Raw genomic sequence first — 19,964 nt, forward strand, 5'->3', positions numbered from 1 at the left:
ACAGGGACATAAACCCCCTTCGCACGCGTTCGTCCCGCGATAGGCAATGCATCGACCCCTATGATCAAAGGATCGCCAACATGCTGAAAAGCACATCAAAGCGCCGGCGCCTGTTCGCGCTCGGCCTTGCGGTCGCGAGCAGTCTCACGCTCGCCGCCTGCATGACTGCCACGCCCTACCAGCCCGCGACCGGCAGCGGCCAATATCGCACCGGCTATATGGACGAGCAGATCGAGAGCAACCGCTTCCGCGTCAGCTTCGCCGGCAACAGCCTCACCGCGCGTGAGACCGTCGAGCGTTATCTGCTGTTCCGTGCGGCCGAGCTTACCGTCCAGAATGGCGGGGATTATTTCATCCTCGCCGATCGCGATACCGAGCGCCGCACCGACACCTATCGCGTCCCCGGCGCTTATGGTCCCGGACCCTGGGGCTATTGGAGCCCGCGCTGGCGCTTCTACGGTCGCGGCGCTGGTTTTGGCCGCGGCGGTTTTGGCTGGCGCAGCTTCAACCCCTTCTACGACGATCCCTTCTGGAACGATCGCAGTTGGGATTATCGCACCGTCGATCGCTACGAGGCGATGGCCGAAATCGTCATCGGCCGCGGCCCCAAGCCGGCTGATAATGTCCGCGCCTTCGATGCGCGCGACGTGATCGATCGGATCGGCCCGACCATCCAGGTGCCCTCGCAGCGCTAAGCCAAACTCCTCCCCCGCCACGGCGGGGGAGGATTTCTCGCCTCAGGCGGTCAGCGCCCCGTGGCAATGCTTGTATTTGCGCCCCGAACCGCACGGGCACGGCGCATTGCGGCTGACCAGCCCGTCCCACGTCGCCGGATCGCTGCCCAGATCCTCACCCGACGGCATCGGAATCCCCAGCTGCGGCAGCCGCGTGGTCACCAGACCCATCGCGCCCCCATCATAATCATAGCTGTCGTCCTCGCCGGTCAGCGGGTCGATATGCGTCGTCAGAAAGTCCGGCAACTCGGGCAGGTCGGTCGGCGCCGACATGCGGAACTGGGCGAAGGCGATCGTGCGGGTCACATCCTCGCGGATATTCGCCAGCATCCGCTCGAACAGCGCGAACGCCTCATGCTTATATTCGTTGATCGGCGTCTTCTGCGCATAAGCGCGCAGATGGATCACCTGGCGCAGCGCATCGAGCATCGCGAGATGCTCCTTCCAGTGATGGTCGAGATTCTGCAGCAGGATCGACTTCTCGATCTGCGTCCAGGTCTCGGTTTCCAGCTCGGACGATTTCGCGAGGATCAGCGCATCGGCCGCCTCCTGGATCCGCGTCTCGACCTGCTCAGGCTCAAGCCCGTCCTCGGCCGCGATCCACTCATCGACCGGCGCTTCGACATTGAGCGTATCGGCGACCTTCTGCTTGAGCCCTTCGACGTCCCACTGCTCGGGGTAGCTGTTGGGCGGGCACGCCGCGCCGACGATCGCATTCACCGTCTCGGCACGCATGTCGACCACGACTTCGCCCACCGTATCGGCATCCATGATGTCGCTGCGCTGCTCGTAGATGACCTTGCGCTGGTCGTTCATCACGTCATCATATTCGACGACCTGCTTGCGGATATCGTAGTTGCGCGCTTCGACCTTCTTCTGCGCAGTCTCGATCGCCTTCGACAGCCACTTCGATCCGATCGCCTCGCCATCCTCGATGTTCGATCGCATCATCCGGCTGAAGAGCGTGTTCGACCCGAAGATGCGCAACAGGTCGTCGTCCAGGCTCAGATAGAAGCGGCTGAGCCCCGGATCGCCCTGGCGGCCCGATCGGCCGCGCAGCTGGTTGTCGATGCGACGGCTCTCATGCCGCTCGGTGCCGAGCACGAACAGACCGCCCGCCGCGATCACCTGCTCCTTCTCGGCGGCGACTTCGGCCTTGATCTGCTGGATCGCGCGCTCGCGCTGCTCGCCTTCCTCCAGCCCGGCAAGCTCGTCCTCGACGCGATATTCGACATTGCCGCCCAGCTGGATGTCGGTGCCGCGGCCCGCCATGTTGGTCGCGATCGTCACCACGCCCAGACGACCCGCCTGCGCCACGATCCGCGCCTCCATCTCGTGATGCCGGGCATTGAGAACCTCGTGCGCCACCCCTTCCTTGTTGAGGAATTCGGACAGCAATTCGCTCTTCTCGATCGAGACGGTGCCGACCAGCACCGGCTGCCCCTTGGCCGAATGTTCGCGGATCTTCTTGGCGATCGCGCCGAACTTCTCCTCGGTCGTCTTGTAGAATTCGTCTTCCTCGTCGACCCGGCTGACCGGCAGGTTGGTCGGGATCGTGACGACGTTCATCTTGTAGATGTCGAAGAATTCGGGCGCCTCGGTCGCCGCGGTCCCGGTCATCCCCGAAAGCTTGGGGTACATGCGGAAATAATTCTGGAAGGTGATCGACGCCAGCGTCTGGTTCTCGGGCTCGATCTGCACGCCTTCCTTGGCTTCCACTGCTTGGTGGAGCCCCTCGGACCAGCGCCGTCCGTCCATCATGCGGCCGGTGAACTCGTCGATGATGACGATCTTGTCGTCCTTCACGATATAATCGATGTCGCGCTTGAACATCATGTTCGCGCGCAGCGACTGGTTCAGGTGGTGCACGACCTGGGTATTCTCGAAGTCATAGAGATTGGCGCCCTCGAGCAGCCCGGCATCCTCGAGCATCCGCTCGACCTTCTCGGTGCCGTCCTCGGTCAGGATGATCGAGCGCTGCTTCTCGTCCTTCTCATAATCTGCCGGCGCGAGTTGCTTCACGACCAGATCGACGCTGCGATACAGGTCCGAACGATCGTCGGTCGGCCCCGAGATGATCAGCGGCGTGCGCGCCTCGTCGATCAGGATCGAATCGACTTCGTCGACGATCGCGAAATTGAACGCCCGCTGCGTCATCGACGCCCGGTCGAACTTCATGTTATCGCGCAGATAATCGAAGCCGAACTCGTTGTTCGTGCCATAGGTGATGTCGGAATTATAGGCGTCGCGCCGCATCTGGTCGGTCAGATTGGGCACGATCACGCCCACGCTCATCCCTAGGAAACGATACAGCCGCCCCATCCACTCGGCGTCGCGCGCGGCCAGATAGTCGTTGACCGTCACCACATGCACGCCGTCGCCCGGCAGCGCGTTGAGATAGGTCGCCAGCGTCGCCACCAGCGTTTTGCCCTCGCCTGTCCGCATCTCGGCGATCTCGCCGCGATGGAGGACGATGCCGCCGATCATCTGCACGTCGAAATGCCGCATGCCCAGCACCCGCACCGCCGCCTCGCGCACCGTCGCGAACGCCTCGGGCAGTAGGTTGTCGAGCTTCTCGCCGCCCGCCAGCCGCTCGCGAAACTTCACCGTCTGCCCAGCCAGTTCCTCGTCGGACAATGCCGAGATGGTCGGTTCGAACGCGTTGATCTTCTGGACGATGGCTCCGAGCGACTTCACGTAGCGTTCGTTCGAGGAGCCGAAAAGGGTCTTGGCCAGGCCGCCGAGCATGGGAATTCCTGTCTGTATCTGAATGGCTGTGGGGGCGGGCGTCGCGAAGGGACACCCGCATCATCTGAAATAGAGAAAAGCGGCCCGCTTCAGCGAACCGCGCAGAGCCTCACTCGAGCCGACGCTCGAAGGGCAAATAGCACGTGGGGAGCAAGGCCGCCTCGGGCAGCGCTTGCGCCGCACGATCCGGCCGCGCCGAAATCGCGGCTGCGTGCACCTGCGCCACGCGCTGCGACGGCTGCACCGCCGCTTGCGCCACGCCCGCCGCCCGGACCACCGCCACGCCCTGCACCTGGCGCACCACGCGGTCGCCCGAACCGGTCCCGGTCAGGCTCGCGAACAACGCGGTGAGGAGAAGCAGCAGGTTCAAACGTATCTCTCGGTTGGCACGGACTGTCGCCCAGCGGCTTGCACATAGGGTTTCACCCCCGCTTCGTCCAATCGAATCGGGGATTGGGTCACCAGAGCGTGCGCACCGGATAGCGGCGGATCGTCTCGTCAGCGGTGACGAGGGTTAGGTCGGCGTAGATTGCGTGCGCGATCAGCATCCGATCGACGGGGTCTAGGTGATGCAGCGGAAGCTGCGAAACCAGGCGCCATGCTTCTCCCGGATAGTCGAGGACAACTGCCCTCAATCGCTCCACGACCCTTTCCAGCAGTGCCTCAGGTGGCAATCTGCCCCGCCGCTCCAGGTCATGAAATTCGAAAGCCGTAACCGCACTGACGAAAATTCGATTAGCCTCGCTCTCGATCGCGGATCGCATGTTCGCGGTAAAGCGACGATCCTCGCTTATGGTCCAGACAAGCGCCTGCGTATCAATCAGCAGGTCCAAATTTCCTCCGCCAACGCTCCTCTACCTCCGCGTCGGTCATGGAAGGCGGCACCACGCCGTCCCAGCCCTCCATCTCCTTGCGGAACATGCCGATCGCAGACGCGCGCTTCTTCGCATCGGCCACACGCTGCTCGTGACTTCGCGTGTCGGGGCCCGGCACCGTACGCGATTCCACCGGCACGACCCGAAGCGGCGGACGCCCGCTCGTCCAGACGATCACACTTTCCCCACGCTCCGCGGCGTCCGCCAATTCCGCAAATCGGCGCTGAAAATCCTCGAGAGGCACCTGGATCGTCATCCAGCGAAGATGTCCCTCGTCCTGCCCTAGGTCAAGCGCGTCCCTTTCACTGACGGGCCATGCCCGCTAAGCGCCACGCATGGAACGCTCCCCCCTCGCCCCCGCCGGGTTCCCCGATCTCCCCGCCGTCCGCGGCGTGACCCCGCGCATCGCCCGCGCGCAGTACAAGAATTGGGATCGCTGCGACCTGACCTTCGTCACGCTCGATCCGGGCACCAGCGTCGCGGGCGTGCTCACCCAGAGCCGCTGCCCCTCCCCCGAAGTCGAATGGTGCCGCGATGCGATGGTGCTGGGCCAGGCGCGCGCGCTCGTCGTCAACGCCGGCAACAGCAACGCCTTCACCGGCAGCCGCGGCCGCAGCGCGGTCGAGGCGATCGCCGCGCGCACCGCCGGGCATCTCGGCTGCAAGCCCTCGGACGTCTTCGTGGCCTCCACCGGGGTGATCGGCGTGCCGCTGCCGATCGACAAGGCCGAAGCCGGGCTCGACGCCGCCTTCACCGCTGAGCCCTGCTCGTGGGAAGCCGCCGCCGAGACGATCATGACCACCGATACCTTCGCCAAGGCCGCGGTCACCCGCGCCGTGGTCGATGGCCGCACGATCAGCCTGGTCGGGATCATCAAGGGCTCAGGGATGATCGCGCCCGACATGGCGACGATGCTCGGCTTCGTCTTCACCGACGCCGCGGTCGAGCCCGCCTTCCTGCAAAAGGCGCTCAGCGACGCCAACGCCAAGAGCTTCTCCTGCATCACCGTCGACGGCGACACCTCGACCAGCGACACGATCCTCGCTTTCGCCACCGGCCAGGCCGGCAACGCGCCGCTGTCCAGCGAGGACGATGCCGGCGCCGACGCCTTCGCCGCCGCGCTCGCCGATCTCTGCTTCCAGCTCGCGCATCTCGTCGTCCGCGACGGCGAAGGCGCGCGCAAGTTCATCACCATCCATGTCGAAGGCGCCGAGTCCGACCGGAGCGCACACCGCATCGCCATGTCGATCGCCAATTCGCCGCTGGTGAAAACCGCGATCGCCGGCGAGGACGCCAATTGGGGCCGCGTCGTCATGGCGGTCGGCAAGGCCGGCGAACCCGCCGAGCGCGACAATCTCTCGATCCGCTTCGGCGCAACCCAGGTGGCGCGGCACGGGCTCGCGGTCGAAGGCTATGACGAAGCCCCGGTCGCGGCGCATCTGAAGGGCCATGAGATCGAGATCGGCGTCGACCTGGGCCTGGACGACGGCCGCGCCACCGTGTGGACGTGCGACCTCACCCACGGCTACATCTCGATCAACGCCGACTATCGCAGCTGAGATCCTCCTTACACCGTCATCCCCGCGAAGGCGGGGATCCAGAGCCAAGCAGGACATCGCTCGCGACCCTGGATCCCCGCCTTCGCGGGGATGACGGTAGTGAAGGGGGGCAGCGGACTTAAAGCTCGCGCTCGATCCACTGCTTGATCCCGCTCTTCGGCAGCGCCCCGACCTGGGTCGCCGCCTGCTGGCCGTTCTTGAACAGGATCATCGTCGGGATGCCGCGCACGCCATACTTCGTCGGAGCGTCCGGATTGGCATCGATGTCGATCTTCACGATCCGCACCTTTTCACCCAGCTCGTCGGCAAGCTCTTCCAACGCAGGCGCGATCATCCGGCACGGTCCGCACCACTCGGCCCAGAAATCGACGACGACCGGCAGGTCCGCCTGGAGGACATCGGTGTCGAAGCTGGCGTCGGTAGTTGCCTGGGTGGCCATTGATATTCTCCTGAAAGTATCGAGCATCTATCTATGGACGCCGCGCCCCCGGCTCAAGCGCGCGAAGCCAAGCTTTGCTCCGAGCCGCCAAAGCCCGGCTTGTTCGCCGCGAGCAGCGCCTCGGGCAGCATGTGCAGCACGGGCCCGGCGGTATAAAGCAACGCCGCCTCCACCCGCCGCCCCGGGAAGATCACCCCCAGCGCCGCCGCATAGGCCGCCATCTGCCGCAGATGATAGGCCGGAATATCCTCGGTCCGCGCCGGCGCCCGCCGCCCGGTCTTGAAATCCACCACCCGCACGAAATCCGCGCCGACCACCAGCCGATCGACCGTGCCCGATACCACCACGCCTTCCACCACGGCCGCGATCGGCGCCTCGGCCAGCGCATCCGCTCCGAACAGCTCGGCGAAGCGCGCATCCTCGGTCACCGCCAGCGCCGCCTCGATCAAAGCGTCGCGGTCCGCTTCCTCAACCTGCCCCGCCAGCCAGCGCCCCGCCGCCGCCCGACGCGCGTCGGGCGCCACGCTCGGCAAGCGCTCGAACAAGCCATGCAGCAACCGTCCCCGCTCCGCCGCGAGCCGCATCGCCGGCGACGGCGGCGGATCGGACACCAGGTCCTCGCCCAGCGAAGACGGCGCCAACGGCCGCGGCGGCCGTGCCTCGACCGGCGCAGGCAGCGCAACCCAATCGGGCAGCGCAGCCCCCGCATCCTGAGCCAAAGCACCGCCGCGCGCCACCGCCACGGGAGCAGCCGGCTCCAGCCCCACGAAACGCCGCTCGCCCTCGCCTTCCACGCCGAGCGCATCGAACGCCCGCGAAGCCGCCGCATACCAGCTCGCCTCCGGCGGCACCCCCTTCGCCATCGGCCCCAGCGCCCCCGCAATCACCAGCCGCTCCTCCGCCCGCGTCGCCGCGACGTAGAAAAGCCGCCAATGCTCCTGCAATTCGCGCGCATCGACCTGCTCGACCACTGCATCCAGCGGCCCGCCCCGCTCGCTCGCCCGCGGCCGGAAGATCGGGAAGGCGGGTCCATCATGCCCCTCCGGCCCCCACAACAGGAAATCGCGCGGGCTCCGCGTCGGATCGACCGTAGCGTCCGCCAGGATCACCAAAGGCGCCTGCAGCCCCTTCGCCCCATGCGCGGTCATCACCCGCACGGCGCCCTGCGGCTGCGCCGAATCGCGCACGATCTCGACATCCCCGCGATCGAACCAATCCAGGAACCGCTGCAGCGAAGGCGTCGCGACGGTCTCGAAATTAAGCGCGGCGTTGAGCAGTTCCTCGATCGGATCACGCGCTTCCTCGCCCAGCCGCAACAGCATCTTGCGCCGCCCCTGCAGCGGCCCCGACAATATCTCTTCCAGGAAACGATAGGGCGTCGTGAAGTCGGCCCGCGCCAGCATCGCCTCCAGCGGCGCCAGCCGCTCCCTCGCCTGCGTCTCGCGCAGATAGCGCCACAGCCCGACCCCCTTGGGCCGCACCGCCGCCGCCATCAATGCGTCCTGGCTCCAGCCGATCAGCGGCGACACCAGAAGCGACGCGAGCGACAAATCATCCTCCGGCTGCAGCACGAAGCGCACCGCCGCGAGCAGGTCCTGAACCGCCAGCGGCGCATTGAGCCGAAGCCGGTCGACCCCCGCCACCGGCACCCCCTCGGCATAGAGCCGCGCGACGATCAGCGACGCCAGCTCGCCGCGCCGCTTGACCAAAATCATCACATCCTCGGGCCGCAACGCGCGCCCCTTGCTCTCCAGCATCAGCCCGCCATCGAGCCAGCCCTTGATCGCCCGGGCGATTTGCCCGGCGAGCTTGCGGGTAGCCTCCCCTGCCCACCCTTCCTCCTCGGCCTCGCTCCCGCCCTCGACGGTCACCGGCCACAGCGTCACCGTCCCCGGCCCGGGCACTTCGCTGGCATGCGGCTCGACATCGCTGAGATCGCCCATCCCCGGCACCGCCAGCACCCCGATCGCCGCATCGACGAATTCGAGCACCGGTCGGGTCGAGCGGAAGCTCTCAACGAGAGATAGCGTGTCCAGTCCTTCGGCACGCCTACGATCGTGGCTCGGCTCATAGCGATCGCGTGCCAAGGCGGCTTCGGCGAGCCTCTCGAAGTGCCGGTGGGCTAGCGCGAAATTCTTAGGGTCAGTCCCCTGAAACCCAAATATTGCCTGCTTATAATCTCCGACAGTAAAGATCGTCCGGACCCCTTCGGCACGGGTCGTCTCTCCCGCGAAAAACTCATCCGCTACGGCTCGGATTATTTCCCACTGGCTCAGATTGGTGTCCTGCGCCTCGTCGATCAAAACATGCTCGGTCACCTGATCGAGCTTGAAGCGCACCCATTCGCTGATCCCCGGCTGGCCGAGCAGCTCGACGGTCTTGCGGATCAGATCGTTGAAATCGACCGCGCCCACCCGCCGCTTCGCACGCGCATAAGTGTCGGCGTAGACGCGCCCCGCCTCCAGCCCGCGCGCGAGCAGATCGGCAAAGTCGGCCTGCACCTTCATCGCCAGCAGCTCGCCGCAATGGCCGTGCAGCCGCGTCGCCAGCTCGGCATAGGCCGCATCCTGCGGCGCCTGCCCCTTGCCGAACGACCGGATCTCGCGATCCTTCTTCGCCCATACCAGGTGCAGATCCTCGAGCCGCAGCGCGCGCTTGGCCGGCGGCAACGTCAGCCACATCGCGATTTCCTCGGCGCGCTGGAGCCCGGACTTGGTCCCCCACGCCGCATTCATCGCCGCAATCTCGCGCAGCCCCGCGCAATCGAACCCCTCGTCGCCGCAGCATTGCTCGATCTCGAGCGCGATATCGCCGCGCGGCAGCCCCATCGCCTCGCGCAGGAATGGCTGGATCCCGCTCGGCAGCATGTCCATCGCCCCCGCCGCATGCGCGCAGGCCTTCAGGAACGCCTCGGCCTTCCCCTCGCCCAGCCGCAGGCTCAGCGCGCCCACCGCATCGATCAGCCCGCCGCGCCCCTCGCGCTCGGCATCGACCAGCATCTCCGCCAGCGCCTCGCGCGCCAGCACCGCCTCCTCGCGCTGGTCGAGCGGCCGGAAGCCCGGCACCAGCCCCGCCTCCAGCGGAAAGGCCGCGAGCAGCGATTGGCAGAAGCTGTGGATCGTCTGGATGCGGATCCCCCCGCCCGGCGCGTCGAGCACCTTGGCGAACAGCGTCCGCGCCCGCGCGCGCCCCTCGGGCGAAATGCTCTCGCCCAGCGCCTCCAGATCCTCGACCAGTTCGCGGTCGCCCGCCCGCACCCAGCGCGCCAGCCGGCTGGTGATCCGCTCGGACATTTCCGCCGCGCCTGCCTTGGTAAAGGTCAGGCACAGGATCGCACTCGGATCGACCCCCGCGAGCAGCAGCCGCCACACTCGCGCGGCCAGCACCTGCGTCTTTCCCGTCCCCGCCGAGGCCGAGAGCCAGACATGGCGATGCGGATCGCTCGCGATCCGCTGGTTGCCCTTGAGCCGGTGGAGCGCCCGAACTTCCGCCATATTATCGCACCCCGGCGAAGGCCGGAGCCCAGTCGCAACGCACTATCGAGATCACCCGGCCGCTGCCCCACAAGGATGGCAACTGGGCCCCGGCCTTCGCCGGGGTGGGAAGAGATGGAATGATGCCGACTCTACTCACGCCCATACCATTCATCCCGCCGCATCAGCTGGTCATACTCCGCATAAGGCGCGTAATCCGGGTGCAGCTTGGCGGTGAACGGCGCCTCCCCCGTCAGCCAGGTCCGCGCCGCCCCCTCGAACTGCGCCACCGCACGATCGACGAACTCGTCCGCCGGCAGATACTCCCGCCGCCGCGGATCGCACGGACTCTCCACATAGCCGAAGCCCCCCGCCCGATTGCGCGACAAGGACCAATATTCGAATCCACTCGCGCGCCCCGAAATCCCGTCATATCCCCCCCGCTCGGCAATCAGCCCGAGCAGCCCCAGCTGCAGACTGAACCCCTCGCGCACCGCGGCAAGCGACGGCGGCTTGCCGGTCTTATAGTCGACGATCGCCAGGCTGCCGTCGGCCAGCCGGTCCACCCGGTCGAAGGTCCCGCTCAGCTCCACCCCGTCGAACTGGATCACCCCGCGCTGCTCCACCGCGAGCACCGCGCGCCCCTCGCTCAGCTTCGCCGCAATCTCGCTCGCGATCCAGTCGATCGCCTCCATCAGCCGCGGCTGCCACAAGGCCCGCATCATCGGATGCGTCCGCTCGTCCGTCAGCATCGCCTCCGCCCGCGCGCGCAATTTGTCGGGCGCGCAATCGTCCGCCTCGAACCAGCGCTGCAGCACATCATGCACCGCGGTCCCGCGCCACGCCGCGCTCGGATCGGCGTCGACCGGGTCGAGCGGCATCAGCCGCAGCATCCGCCGCGCATAGAAAGCGAAGGGATCGGCCTTGAGCCGATCGACTTCGGTCACCGAAATCTCCTTGGGCCGCGCCGCAATCGGGGGCGAGGGCTCGGGGCGCTTGGCCGGCTGGTGATCCCCCGGATCGTCGAGCCCGCGCAGCCACTGCGCCAGCTCGCCCGCCCGCTCGAGCCCGCCCGACAGCGCCTCGAGCCGCAGCCAGAAGCGCGAGGCGATCGTCGGAGCGCTCGCATCGCGCCGAGCCCGCGTCAGCAGCACTTCGGGCGCACCCAGCGCGCCGGCCAGATCATGCGCCGAAAGCCCGATCCGCCGCTCCAGCCCCGGCAACCCCAGCTCGGATCGGATCCGCGGCGCGAGCCAGGGATCGGGCGCGGGCAGCCCCGGCCACACGCCCTCGTTCAATCCCCCCAGGATCATCAGGTCGGCGGTCTGCAGCCGCGCCTCGAGCACGCCCAGGATCGCCACCCGCGGATGCCCGCCCTGCGGCGGCCGCACCGCATTTTCCTCCATCAAGGTCCGCAGCAACGGCCCCATCGCCTCGGGCTCGGTGCGCGGCGGCCCGTGCGCGCCCTCGCGCTCGAGCGAATCGAGCAAGTCCGCCGCCGCGCGCCCGTCCGCCCGGCTCCACAGCCCGTCTCCGGCAAGCGCCTGCGCCGTCTCGCGCAGCGCCGCCAGCAAAGCGGGCACCGGCTGCGATCCCGCATCGAACACCGCCTCCAGCGGCGCCAATATCGCCTTCGCCGTTGGCCACCATCGCGCCGCCGCGCGCCGCAAATGCCCGTCGCGCCCACTCTGCTCCGCCAGATGCCGGTCGATCCCCGCCAGCCCCGGCGCCGGCCGCGGCCCGCGCAGCGCGCGATCCAGCCGCCTCGCACCCTCCAGCCATTCCAGCCGCTGCTCGGGCATCACCAGCGGATGTTTGAGCAGCGTCAGCAGCGGCAACGGCGCGAAACCCTGCGCCGCCGCGTCGATCAGCGCGAGCAGCAGCGTTCCCGGCGGCAGGATCGAGAGCGGCTGCCCCGCCGTATCGTCGATCGTCAGCCCCCAGCGCACGCAATGCGCCGCCACCCGCCGCGCCAGCACGCGATCGGGGGTCACCAGCGCCGCGGTCTTGCCCGGAACTTCCAGCGCCCCGCGCAGCGCCAGCGCGATCGCCTGCGCCTCCTCCGCCGGGGTCGCCACTTCGAGCGCGCGCACTCCTGCGAGCCGCCGTTCCGCCGCCGGCAGCGCGGTCCAGCCATGCGTCAGCTCGGGCGGCGCCATCGCCGAGGCGATCGCCTTGCTCCGCGCCGGCGGCGCATCATGCTCGCTCGCCGCGCGCCATGGCTCGAACTCGTCGCGGTGCACGCCCATCCGTTCGAGCAGCAGCTTCAGATGATATTGCGGATGCGTCTCCAGCCTGCGCCGCCGCCGTCCGGTCACCGGATCGGGCTCGAATGGACCCAGCGAGTCCCATTCTTCCTTGCTGATCCCCGTCGCCAGCCCCGGCAGCACGACCATCCCCTGCGCCATCCCGGCGACGGTCTGCAGCAGCTTGGCGATGGCCGGCGCGGAGGCCGTAATGCCCGCCGCACAGACGAAGCCCGGCGGCGGCGCCGTCCGCCAGCGTTTAGAGACGCGATCGAGCAGCAAGGTGCGCCGCTCGGCCAGATCGATCCGCCCCAGCCGCGCCAGCTCGCGCGGCCAGCGCTCCAGCACCACTTCGAACAGCGCCAGCGACCGCTCCCAATGCGCCGAAAGCTCCTGCGTCAGCTCCAGCTCGCGCAGTTTCGTCGGTGCGACTTCCTCGATCAGCAACTGGTCCAGCGTCGCCGCCAGATCGCCGGCAAGCCGCACCGCCTCCGCCGCATCCACCGGCGATCCCGATTCCTGGATCAGCCGCGCCAGGATCATCCGCCGCTGCAGCGGATCGACCGCAGCCGGGATCGGCTCGCCTTCGTCGCTATCGAACAGCGCCTCGTCCAGCTCCGGATCGCCCACCGCCACCAGCCGCGGCAACAGCAATCCGCCCGCGCTCGCCCGCACGAATGCATCCTGGATCGATCGCTTGGCACGGTTATTGGGCAGCAACACGGTCCCCCGCGCCAGCCGCAACGGATCCCCGCCGAACCGCCGGATCAGCCCGATCGCCAGCGCATCGGCAAAGGCGCGATGCGGCGGGATGGTGTAGAGATGGGGGCGTTCGGGCATGGGTCCTCTAAAGTTCAAATCTCCGCCAACACCGCCTCCGCAGCCCCCACCGCCGCGGGCGTGCCGACGTCGAACCAGAGCCCCTGATGCACCACCCCGAACAGCCGCCCCGCCGCCAGCGCCCGGTTGAAGAACAGGTTCGTCGAAAAGGGCCCCTCGGGCCAGTCGCGGATCAGCCGCGGCGACAGGATCGAGACCCCGATGAACACGAACGGCGCCAGCCGCCCCGGCTTGCGCCGCTCGGTGATCCGACCCTGCGCATCCATCCGGAAATCGCCCTGCCCGCGATGGCAGTTCGCGCGCGCCAGCGGCACCAGCAGCAGCAGCGCGTCCATTCTGGCGTCGTCCCACTGCGCCGCCAGCGCCCGGATCGCGTCCACCGGTCCGTCGATCCACAGATTGTCGCTGTTGACGCACAGGAAGGGCGCATCGCCGATCAGGTCGCGCGCCTGGACGATCCCGCCGCCGGTCTCCATCAGCTGCCGGCGCTCGTCGGAAATGACGATCGCGACGCCATTCTCCCGCGCGCGCAGATGCGCCTCCATCTGGTCCGCCAGATAATGGACGTTGACCACCGCGCGCTTGACGCCCGCTTCGCGCAGATGATCGATCGTATGGTCGATCAGCGCCTTGCCGCCCACCACGACCAGGGGCTTGGGCCGCGTCGCGGTCAGCGGACGCATCCTTTTGCCGAGCCCGGCCGCCATCACCATCGCCGTCTCGGGCACCGCGGCCGCGGGCTGCGGCCGGATCGAATAGACGGTCATTCGCCGGCGAGGGTCATCGGATCGCCGCGCATCGCAAGCGGAACATGCGCATCGAACCAGTCGGCCACCGGCTTGAGCGCCGGATGCTTCAAATCGCGCTCCAGATAGCCCCAGACCCGCGGGCACAGCCCCGGATAGCGCGGCTTGCCGTCGCGCTTCCACAATCGCGTGAAGATGCCGATGATCTTCGCGTTCCGCTGCGCGCCCAGCACATGATAGGCCACGTCGAAATCGTCGCCCACCCCGGTCACGCGCTTGTAGCGATCGAGCATCGCGATCTCGAGCTCGGCGGGCACGTCGCGTCGCGCATCCTGGAGCAGCGATACGAGATCGTACGCGGGATGCCCCGAAAGCGCGTCCTGGAAATCGAGCAGGCCCAAACTCTCGCTACCTTCGATCAGCATGATATTCTCGGCATGGTAATCGCGCAGCACCGTGACGGGCGTATGACCCGCCAGCACCGGCTCGAGCGCCGCATTCCACGCGTCGTTATACCAGTCGTCGTCGGTCTCGATCCCCACCGCCGGGCAATACCATTCGGGCAACAGCTTGGCCTCGCGGTGATATTGCGAGGGGCTGTAGGGCCCGATCTCTTCCGCCGCGGGATAGTCGCGCAGCCGGATCAGCAGGTCGACCGCCTCCTCGTAGAGCCGCAATTCGCTCTCGGGCGCGGCGTCCACCGTCTCGCGCATCCGCGCATCGCCGAAATCCTGGATCAGCACGAGTCCCTGCTCCAGATCCTCGTGCAAGATCTCGGGCGCAGCAAAGCCCCGCCGCGTCAGCCAGCGCGCGATCGCGATGAAGGGGCGCGGGTCCTCGCCCTTGTCGGGCGGCGAATCCATCAGGATCGCGGTGCGGTCATGCTCGACGATGCGGAAATAGCGGCGGAACGAGGCATCGCCTGCGAGCGGCCGTATCTCCGCCCCGTCCCATCCGGCAGAAATCAGAAATGCGGGCGCCGCGGCGGGCGGATTCATGTCGACTAGGAAATTTGGGGCCATCGATCCTTCCATGCCGCAGGCACCTTCGCTGTCAAGGCGCGCGCGCCGTCCGGCATCACTTCCAGGCTGAGCCACAGCGCATCCTGCCACGCCGCGTTGCCCAGCCGCTCGGGCCATTCGACGATCAGCAGCGAGTCCGCGCGCGCCTCGTCGAGCCCCAGTTCCTCCGCCTCGTCCGGATCGTCGATGCGGTACAAATCGACATGCAGCACCGGAATCCGCACCTCGGGCGGCGCATAAGGCTGAACGATCGCAAAGCTCGGGCTCGGCGCCTCTTCCTCCAGCCCCAGCGCCGCGAGCAACCCCCGCGCGATGCTCGTCTTCCCCGCCCCGAGCGGCCCCGTGAGCGCAATAACATCGCCCGGGCGGACGACCCCCGCCAGCCGCTCGCCAAGAAGATGCGAATCCTGGGGCAAAGCGAGCCGCATCAGTTCCTCCCCGGCACGGGGAGGGGGACCATGCGCAGCATGGTGGAGGGGGCTCTCAACAGGCGACGCCCCTCGCGGATAGCCCCCTCCACCGCTTCGCGGTCCCCCTCCCCGTTCCGGGGAGGATATTGCGGGCCACCCATCACGTCCGCGGCAACTCCACCGTCACCAGCGTCCCCTCGCCCAGCTCGGACAGCAATTCGATCCGCCCGCCATGCGCTTCCACGAACTGCTTCGCGATCGGCAGCCCCAGCCCCAGCGCGCGATCGCCGCTGCGCGAAATTCCGCCCTGCGCAAAGCGATCGAATGCCCGCGCCACCGCATCCGGCGCCATCCCCGGCCCGTCGTTCGAAACCACGATCCGCGCCGCCTTCGCCGTGCCATCCAGATGCAGCAGCACCCGCCCCTTCTCGCGCGTCCCCGCCACCGCGTGGCGCAGCAGATGCTCGATCACCTGGCGCAGCCGCCGCGGATCGCCGGTCACCGTGCCCACGCTGCCCAGATCCTCGACGACCAGCTCGATCCCCTTCGCCTTCGCCAGAGGCGCGATCGCCTCGGCGGCGCTGTTCGCCGCCAGCTCCAGGTCCACCGGCACCTTGTCGATCGGCGCGCCCTCGCTCTGGGTCAGGTCGAGCACATCGTCGATCAGCGCCCCCAGCCGATCGACCGACGACAGGACCGCCTCGGCATAGCCCAGCCCGTCCTCGCTCAACGCCCCCGCAAAGCCGCCGTGCAGCATCTCGGTAAAGCCCTTGATCGAGGTAAGCGGCGTGCGCAGCTCATAGCTCATATTCGCCACGAACGCGGTCTTCACCCGGTCGGACGCCTCCAGCGCTTCGTTGCGATCGCGCAGCGCCCGCTCGGCGCGGTGGTGATCGGTGGTGTCGAGCATCGTCACCAGCGCATTGCCGTCGGGCAGGGGCACCGCGGTCAGCTCGAAATGGCGCCCATCGGCAAAGGCGATGCTGGAGCCGCGCTGCTGCCGGTCCTTCGTCGCCATCCGGATCAGGTCGCCCATCACCTCCGCCCGCGCCGGGTTGGTCAGCTTCGGTCCCGCTTCCTTGACGATATTGGCGATCTGCGGATGCCCGTCGAGGAAAGCATCCTCGAAGCCCCAGACCGAGCGAAACTTGCGGTTCCACAATTGCAGCCGCCCCTTGCCGAACACCGCGACCGCTTCGGCCAGGCTCTCCAGCGTCGCGGTACGCACCTGCTGCATCTCGCCATGTTCGCGCTGCAGCTCGAACTGCTGGGTGCGATCCTCGAAGATCAGCAAGAGCCCACCCTCGGGCAAGGGCTGGGCGACGACCCGCAGATGCGTGCCCCCCACGCTCCACGTCTCCTCGACCGCTTCGGGCGCGGTAAACCATTCGCGCCGCTCGGCCTTCCAGGCGGGAAAGTCGCGCACGTCGGGCAGCCGGTTGGCCTCGCGCATCCGCTCGAGCACGCGATCGAACTCCGGCCGGTCGGCGAGCCACTCATTCTTCATGGCAAACATGCGGCGGAACGGCTGGTTGCAGAATACCAGGCTGCGGTCCGATGCGAACTGCGCCACGCCTGCAGACATCCGGTCGAGCATCGCCCGCTGCGCCTCGCCGAAGCGCTTCATCCCCCCGCGCAGCTGCTCCAGTTCTTCGATGTCCACCGCGAAGCCCGCCACGCCCCCGATCGGCAGCGGTATGTCGTGCAGCCGCAGCATCCGCCGCGCGCCGCCGATCGTCGCCGGCATCGCCGCGGTCTGCGGCTCGCCGGTATCGCGCGCGATCGCGGCATTGGCCAGCGGCCCGCCCAGCCCCGCGCCCTCGACCAGCTCCAGCCCGCGCTCCACGACATCCTCGCCGTCCTTGCCTTCGACGGCGCGGACATAGGCGCTGTTGACCATCAGCAGCTTCAGATCGCCGCCGCGATACCACATCGGCATCGGCGCCGCCTCGATCAGCGAAGTCAGTGCATCGAATGCCGCGCGCAGCCGGGTCGATTCGCGCTGCAGCCGGTTGATCTCGTCCTGCGCCTCGGTCGCATCGAGAAACCACAGCACCACCCCGCCCGGCGCATGCACGTCTTCGGGGGCGCGCTCGCCGATCACCAGCAGCGCGCGCTCCGATCCGCGCGCACGCACCGACAGGCTGAACGGTTGCCCCGCCTTCTGCGCGGCGGTCACCTGCGCCGCGAGCGCTTCGGCATCTTCGGGGATCAACCCATTCTCCGCGCCGGAAAGTTCGCTCAACTCGCGCGGCAAGGCGTCGAGCCCCAGCCAGTCGCCCAGCCGCCGCGAAAGCTCGATCCGTCCGTCGGCGCGCACCACCATCGCCTGCGCCGGCGATCCGCCCACCAAGGCGGTCAGCCGCGCATTGCCGTCGGCCAGGTCGCTCGCCGTCGCACGCGCGCGCAAGCCGACGAACAGCATCCATGTCGCGCCCAACACGAGCAGCGCCAGGGCGGCGCCCGCGAGCACCGCCGCCGATTGCGGAATTTCAATCAAACCGCGCCTCCGCGGCCAGCATGCACCATCATGCCCAACCCTTAGGCAAAGCACCGCGGATCGCAAAGCGGCTTGCGCTCAATCGGGGCGGGAGAAGCGCTTTCCCCACAGTCGCCGCAGCAGCGATCCAAGGATCCCGCGCAACCGCCAGCGCCGACGCGGCCTGACGACGATCTCCGAACGCGCAGGCTCCGCGCGGGCGACGGGCTCGAGCGACAGATGCAGCATCAGCCGCCGCGTCTCGTCCTCCAGCACTTCGTCGTCGGGGGGCTCGATCGCGCCGCGCAAAATCTCGCCGATGCGCGCACGTGCCGGATCGACCTCGGGCGGCTCGTCGCTCACCCCTCAGCGATCGTAGGAAGCGGCAAGCAGATCGGGATGCTCGTTGGATATCGATCCAAACTCTCGGGTCGCAAAACCATCGCTGGCCGGATCCGGCCTCCACTCCGCTACATGAGACTGCCTGTAGAAATCGAAGCTGCCGGACGCGACATAATTGGCAAGCGCCATCCCGGCGAGCATTCCGCCGGTGCACGCACCGGCAAACCCCAGTGCAACCTTGGCCATCCACCCGCGCAGCATTCGTGCCTCCCTCAAGGGACTAACGTCGCACGCCGTGGCGCGTTCCGCTGAATGCAAAAGGGCCGCGCCTCCTTGGTGGAAACGCGGCCCGATAGCCTGAAGCCGAAAGGCTTAGTAGCGGTAGTGGTCGGGCTTGAACGGCCCTTCGACCGGCACGCCGATATAGCCGGCCTGCTTGGGGGTAAGCTTCGAAAGCTTCACGCCCAGCTTCTCGAGATGTAGCGCTGCGACCTTCTCGTCGAGATGCTTCGGCAGAACATAGACTTCGTTCTTGTAGTTCTCACCCTTGGTGAAGAGCTCGATCTGCGCCAGCGTCTGGTTCGTGAACGATGCCGACATCACGAACGACGGATGGCCCGTCGCGCAGCCGAGGTTCACGAGACGACCCTTGGCGAGGATGATGATCTGCTTGCCGTCGGGGAACTTCACCAGGTCGGTGCCCGGCTTCACTTCGTCCCACTCATAATTGCTGAGCGCGGCGATCTGGATCTCCGAATCGAAGTGGCCGATGTTGCAGACGATCGCCATCGGCTTCATCGCGCGCATATGATCGGCGGTGATCACGTCGGCATTGCCGGTCGCGGTGCAGAAGATGTCGGCGCGCTGCACGGCCTCTTCCATCGTCACGACTTCGAAGCCTTCCATCGCCGCCTGCAATGCGCAGATCGGATCGACTTCGGTGACCATCACGCGCGCGCCGCCGTTGCGGAGCGACTGGGCCGAACCCTTGCCGACGTCACCGAAGCCGGCAACGCAGGCAACCTTGCCGGCGAGCATCACGTCGGTGGCGCGGCGGATCGCGTCGACCAGCGATTCCTTGCAGCCATAAAGATTGTCGAACTTCGACTTCGTCACCGAATCGTTCACGTTGATCGCGGGGAAAGGCAGCTCGCCCTTCTTCGCGATCTCGTACAGGCGGTGCACGCCGGTGGTCGTCTCTTCCGAAACGCCCTTCAGATTCTTGACCGTCTCGGTCAGGTAGCCCGGATATTTCGCGATGAAGGCCTTGAGCGCGCGCTGGAACTCGACTTCCTCGTCATTCTCCGGCTCGCCCAGAGTCGCGCCGGCTTCGAGCTTGGCGCCCCAGAGCGCGAACATCGTCGCGTCGCCGCCATCGTCCAGGATGATGTTGGCGGTGGTGCCGTCGGTATCGGCGCCCCAGTTGAAGATGTCGCCGACATAGTCCCAATAATCGGCCAGGCTCTCGCCCTTCACGGCGAACACCGGCACGCCGGTCGCGGCGATCGCGGCGGCGGCATGATCCTGGGTCGAGAAGATGTTGCAGGTCGCCCAACGCACCTGCGCGCCTAGCGCGGTCAGCGTTTCGATCAGCACCGCGGTCTGGATCGTCATGTGGAGCGAACCGGTGATCCGCGCGCCCTTGAGCGGCTGTGATGCGCCGAATTCGCTGCGCAGGCTCATCAGGCCGGGCATCTCGGTCTCGGCGATTTCGATTTCCTTGCGGCCGAATTCGGCGAGCGCGATGTCCGCGATCACATAGTCGTTCTTTTTGTCGAGCACGGTTGCCACGAGCTGCTTCTCCACGAGAGATAATAGGATGCGCGCCGGACTCGCCGATCACGATGGGCGCGCACTACAGAGAAAGATGGGAATTCGCAAGTCGGATATAAAGATATCTTTATATGATGCTGTTCGAATTAGCCGGCGCAAACGTGCCCAGCAGAGCTTTCCAACAGCGCTTCTTTCTGTTATGTTCTGCTTATGTTCGCACCGCGTTTCTCAGGAGCGCTCGTCCTGCGCTCGACCCATCGCGTGACCGCGCCGGTACT

The 19,964-nt window shown here is 67.3% G+C and carries 16 protein-coding genes; 2 read left to right on the forward strand and 14 right to left on the reverse strand.

Translation table 11 applies throughout. The features are described 5' to 3' along the window. The first annotated feature begins 80 nt into the window (after window positions 1-80). Window positions 81-695 (forward strand): CC0125/CC1285 family lipoprotein, encoded by a 615-nt coding sequence (locus OKW87_RS04735; protein WP_265542689.1) that lies wholly within the window; start codon window positions 81-83, stop codon window positions 693-695. A 42-nt stretch (window positions 696-737) separates the two neighbouring features. Here the strand turns inward: OKW87_RS04735 and secA are convergent, their stop codons facing one another. The 4 genes from secA to OKW87_RS04755 form a co-directional block, all read right to left on the reverse strand. Next, window positions 738-3,482 (reverse strand): preprotein translocase subunit SecA, encoded by a 2,745-nt coding sequence (gene secA, locus OKW87_RS04740; protein ID WP_265542690.1) that lies wholly within the window; start codon window positions 3,480-3,482, stop codon window positions 738-740. A 109-nt stretch (window positions 3,483-3,591) separates the two neighbouring features. Then, entirely contained in the window at window positions 3,592-3,852 is a 261-nt protein-coding gene (locus OKW87_RS04745; protein WP_265542691.1) for a hypothetical protein, read from the reverse strand. Window positions 3,853-3,940: 88 nt separating this feature from the next. Continuing rightward, the gene (locus OKW87_RS04750) at window positions 3,941-4,315 is read right to left on the reverse strand and encodes a type II toxin-antitoxin system VapC family toxin (RefSeq protein ID WP_265542692.1); all 375 of its coding nucleotides are present in this window, start codon (window positions 4,313-4,315) and stop codon (window positions 3,941-3,943) included. Then, window positions 4,299-4,613, reverse strand: a complete 315-nt coding sequence (locus OKW87_RS04755; protein WP_265542693.1) for a type II toxin-antitoxin system Phd/YefM family antitoxin — start codon at window positions 4,611-4,613, stop codon at window positions 4,299-4,301. The genes OKW87_RS04750 and OKW87_RS04755 overlap by 17 nt, the downstream gene beginning before the upstream one ends. A gap of 79 nt (window positions 4,614-4,692) precedes the next feature. Between OKW87_RS04755 and argJ the strand changes: the two genes are divergently transcribed. Next, window positions 4,693-5,916: a bifunctional glutamate N-acetyltransferase/amino-acid acetyltransferase ArgJ gene (argJ, locus tag OKW87_RS04760; RefSeq protein WP_265542694.1), complete on the forward strand. Its 1,224-nt coding sequence runs from the start codon at window positions 4,693-4,695 to the stop codon at window positions 5,914-5,916. Window positions 5,917-6,034: 118 nt separating this feature from the next. Here argJ and trxA read toward each other — a convergent pair whose 3' ends face one another. From trxA to ahcY, 10 genes are all read right to left on the reverse strand, one after another. Continuing rightward, a complete protein-coding gene (gene trxA / locus OKW87_RS04765) occupies window positions 6,035-6,355 on the reverse strand; it encodes a thioredoxin (RefSeq protein WP_265542695.1) in 321 nt (106 codons plus the stop codon). A gap of 53 nt (window positions 6,356-6,408) precedes the next feature. Then, window positions 6,409-9,849 carry a double-strand break repair helicase AddA gene (addA, locus tag OKW87_RS04770; RefSeq protein ID WP_265542696.1) on the reverse strand — a complete coding sequence of 1,147 codons (3,441 nt, stop codon included), beginning with the start codon at window positions 9,847-9,849 and terminating at the stop codon, window positions 6,409-6,411. A 131-nt stretch (window positions 9,850-9,980) separates the two neighbouring features. Beyond that, window positions 9,981-12,914 (reverse strand): double-strand break repair protein AddB, encoded by a 2,934-nt coding sequence (addB, locus tag OKW87_RS04775; RefSeq protein ID WP_265542698.1) that lies wholly within the window; start codon window positions 12,912-12,914, stop codon window positions 9,981-9,983. Between the two features lie 14 nt (window positions 12,915-12,928). Continuing rightward, entirely contained in the window at window positions 12,929-13,681 is a 753-nt protein-coding gene (locus OKW87_RS04780; RefSeq protein ID WP_265542699.1) for a nucleotidyltransferase family protein, read from the reverse strand. Then, window positions 13,678-14,658, reverse strand: coding sequence for an aminoglycoside phosphotransferase family protein (locus OKW87_RS04785; protein ID WP_265544000.1), 981 nt, complete (start codon window positions 14,656-14,658; stop codon window positions 13,678-13,680). Before OKW87_RS04785 ends, OKW87_RS04780 begins: the two co-directional genes overlap by 4 nt. Before the next feature lie 5 nt (window positions 14,659-14,663). Beyond that, window positions 14,664-15,110 (reverse strand): tRNA (adenosine(37)-N6)-threonylcarbamoyltransferase complex ATPase subunit type 1 TsaE, encoded by a 447-nt coding sequence (tsaE, locus tag OKW87_RS04790; protein WP_265542700.1) that lies wholly within the window; start codon window positions 15,108-15,110, stop codon window positions 14,664-14,666. Window positions 15,111-15,252: 142 nt separating this feature from the next. Then, a complete protein-coding gene (locus tag OKW87_RS04795) occupies window positions 15,253-17,592 on the reverse strand; it encodes a sensor histidine kinase (RefSeq protein WP_265542701.1) in 2,340 nt (779 codons plus the stop codon). A gap of 78 nt (window positions 17,593-17,670) precedes the next feature. Beyond that, entirely contained in the window at window positions 17,671-17,934 is a 264-nt protein-coding gene (locus tag OKW87_RS04800; RefSeq protein WP_265542702.1) for a hypothetical protein, read from the reverse strand. Between the two features lie 3 nt (window positions 17,935-17,937). Further along, window positions 17,938-18,174, reverse strand: coding sequence for a hypothetical protein (locus OKW87_RS04805; RefSeq protein WP_265542704.1), 237 nt, complete (start codon window positions 18,172-18,174; stop codon window positions 17,938-17,940). Between the two features lie 111 nt (window positions 18,175-18,285). Next, window positions 18,286-19,704, reverse strand: a complete 1,419-nt coding sequence (ahcY, locus tag OKW87_RS04810) for an adenosylhomocysteinase (protein ID WP_265542706.1) — start codon at window positions 19,702-19,704, stop codon at window positions 18,286-18,288. Window positions 19,705-19,964 lie beyond the last annotated feature (260 nt).

The organism is Sphingomonas sp. M1-B02, from assembly GCF_026167525.1.
Taxonomy (GTDB): Bacteria; Pseudomonadota; Alphaproteobacteria; order Sphingomonadales; family Sphingomonadaceae; genus Sphingomonas.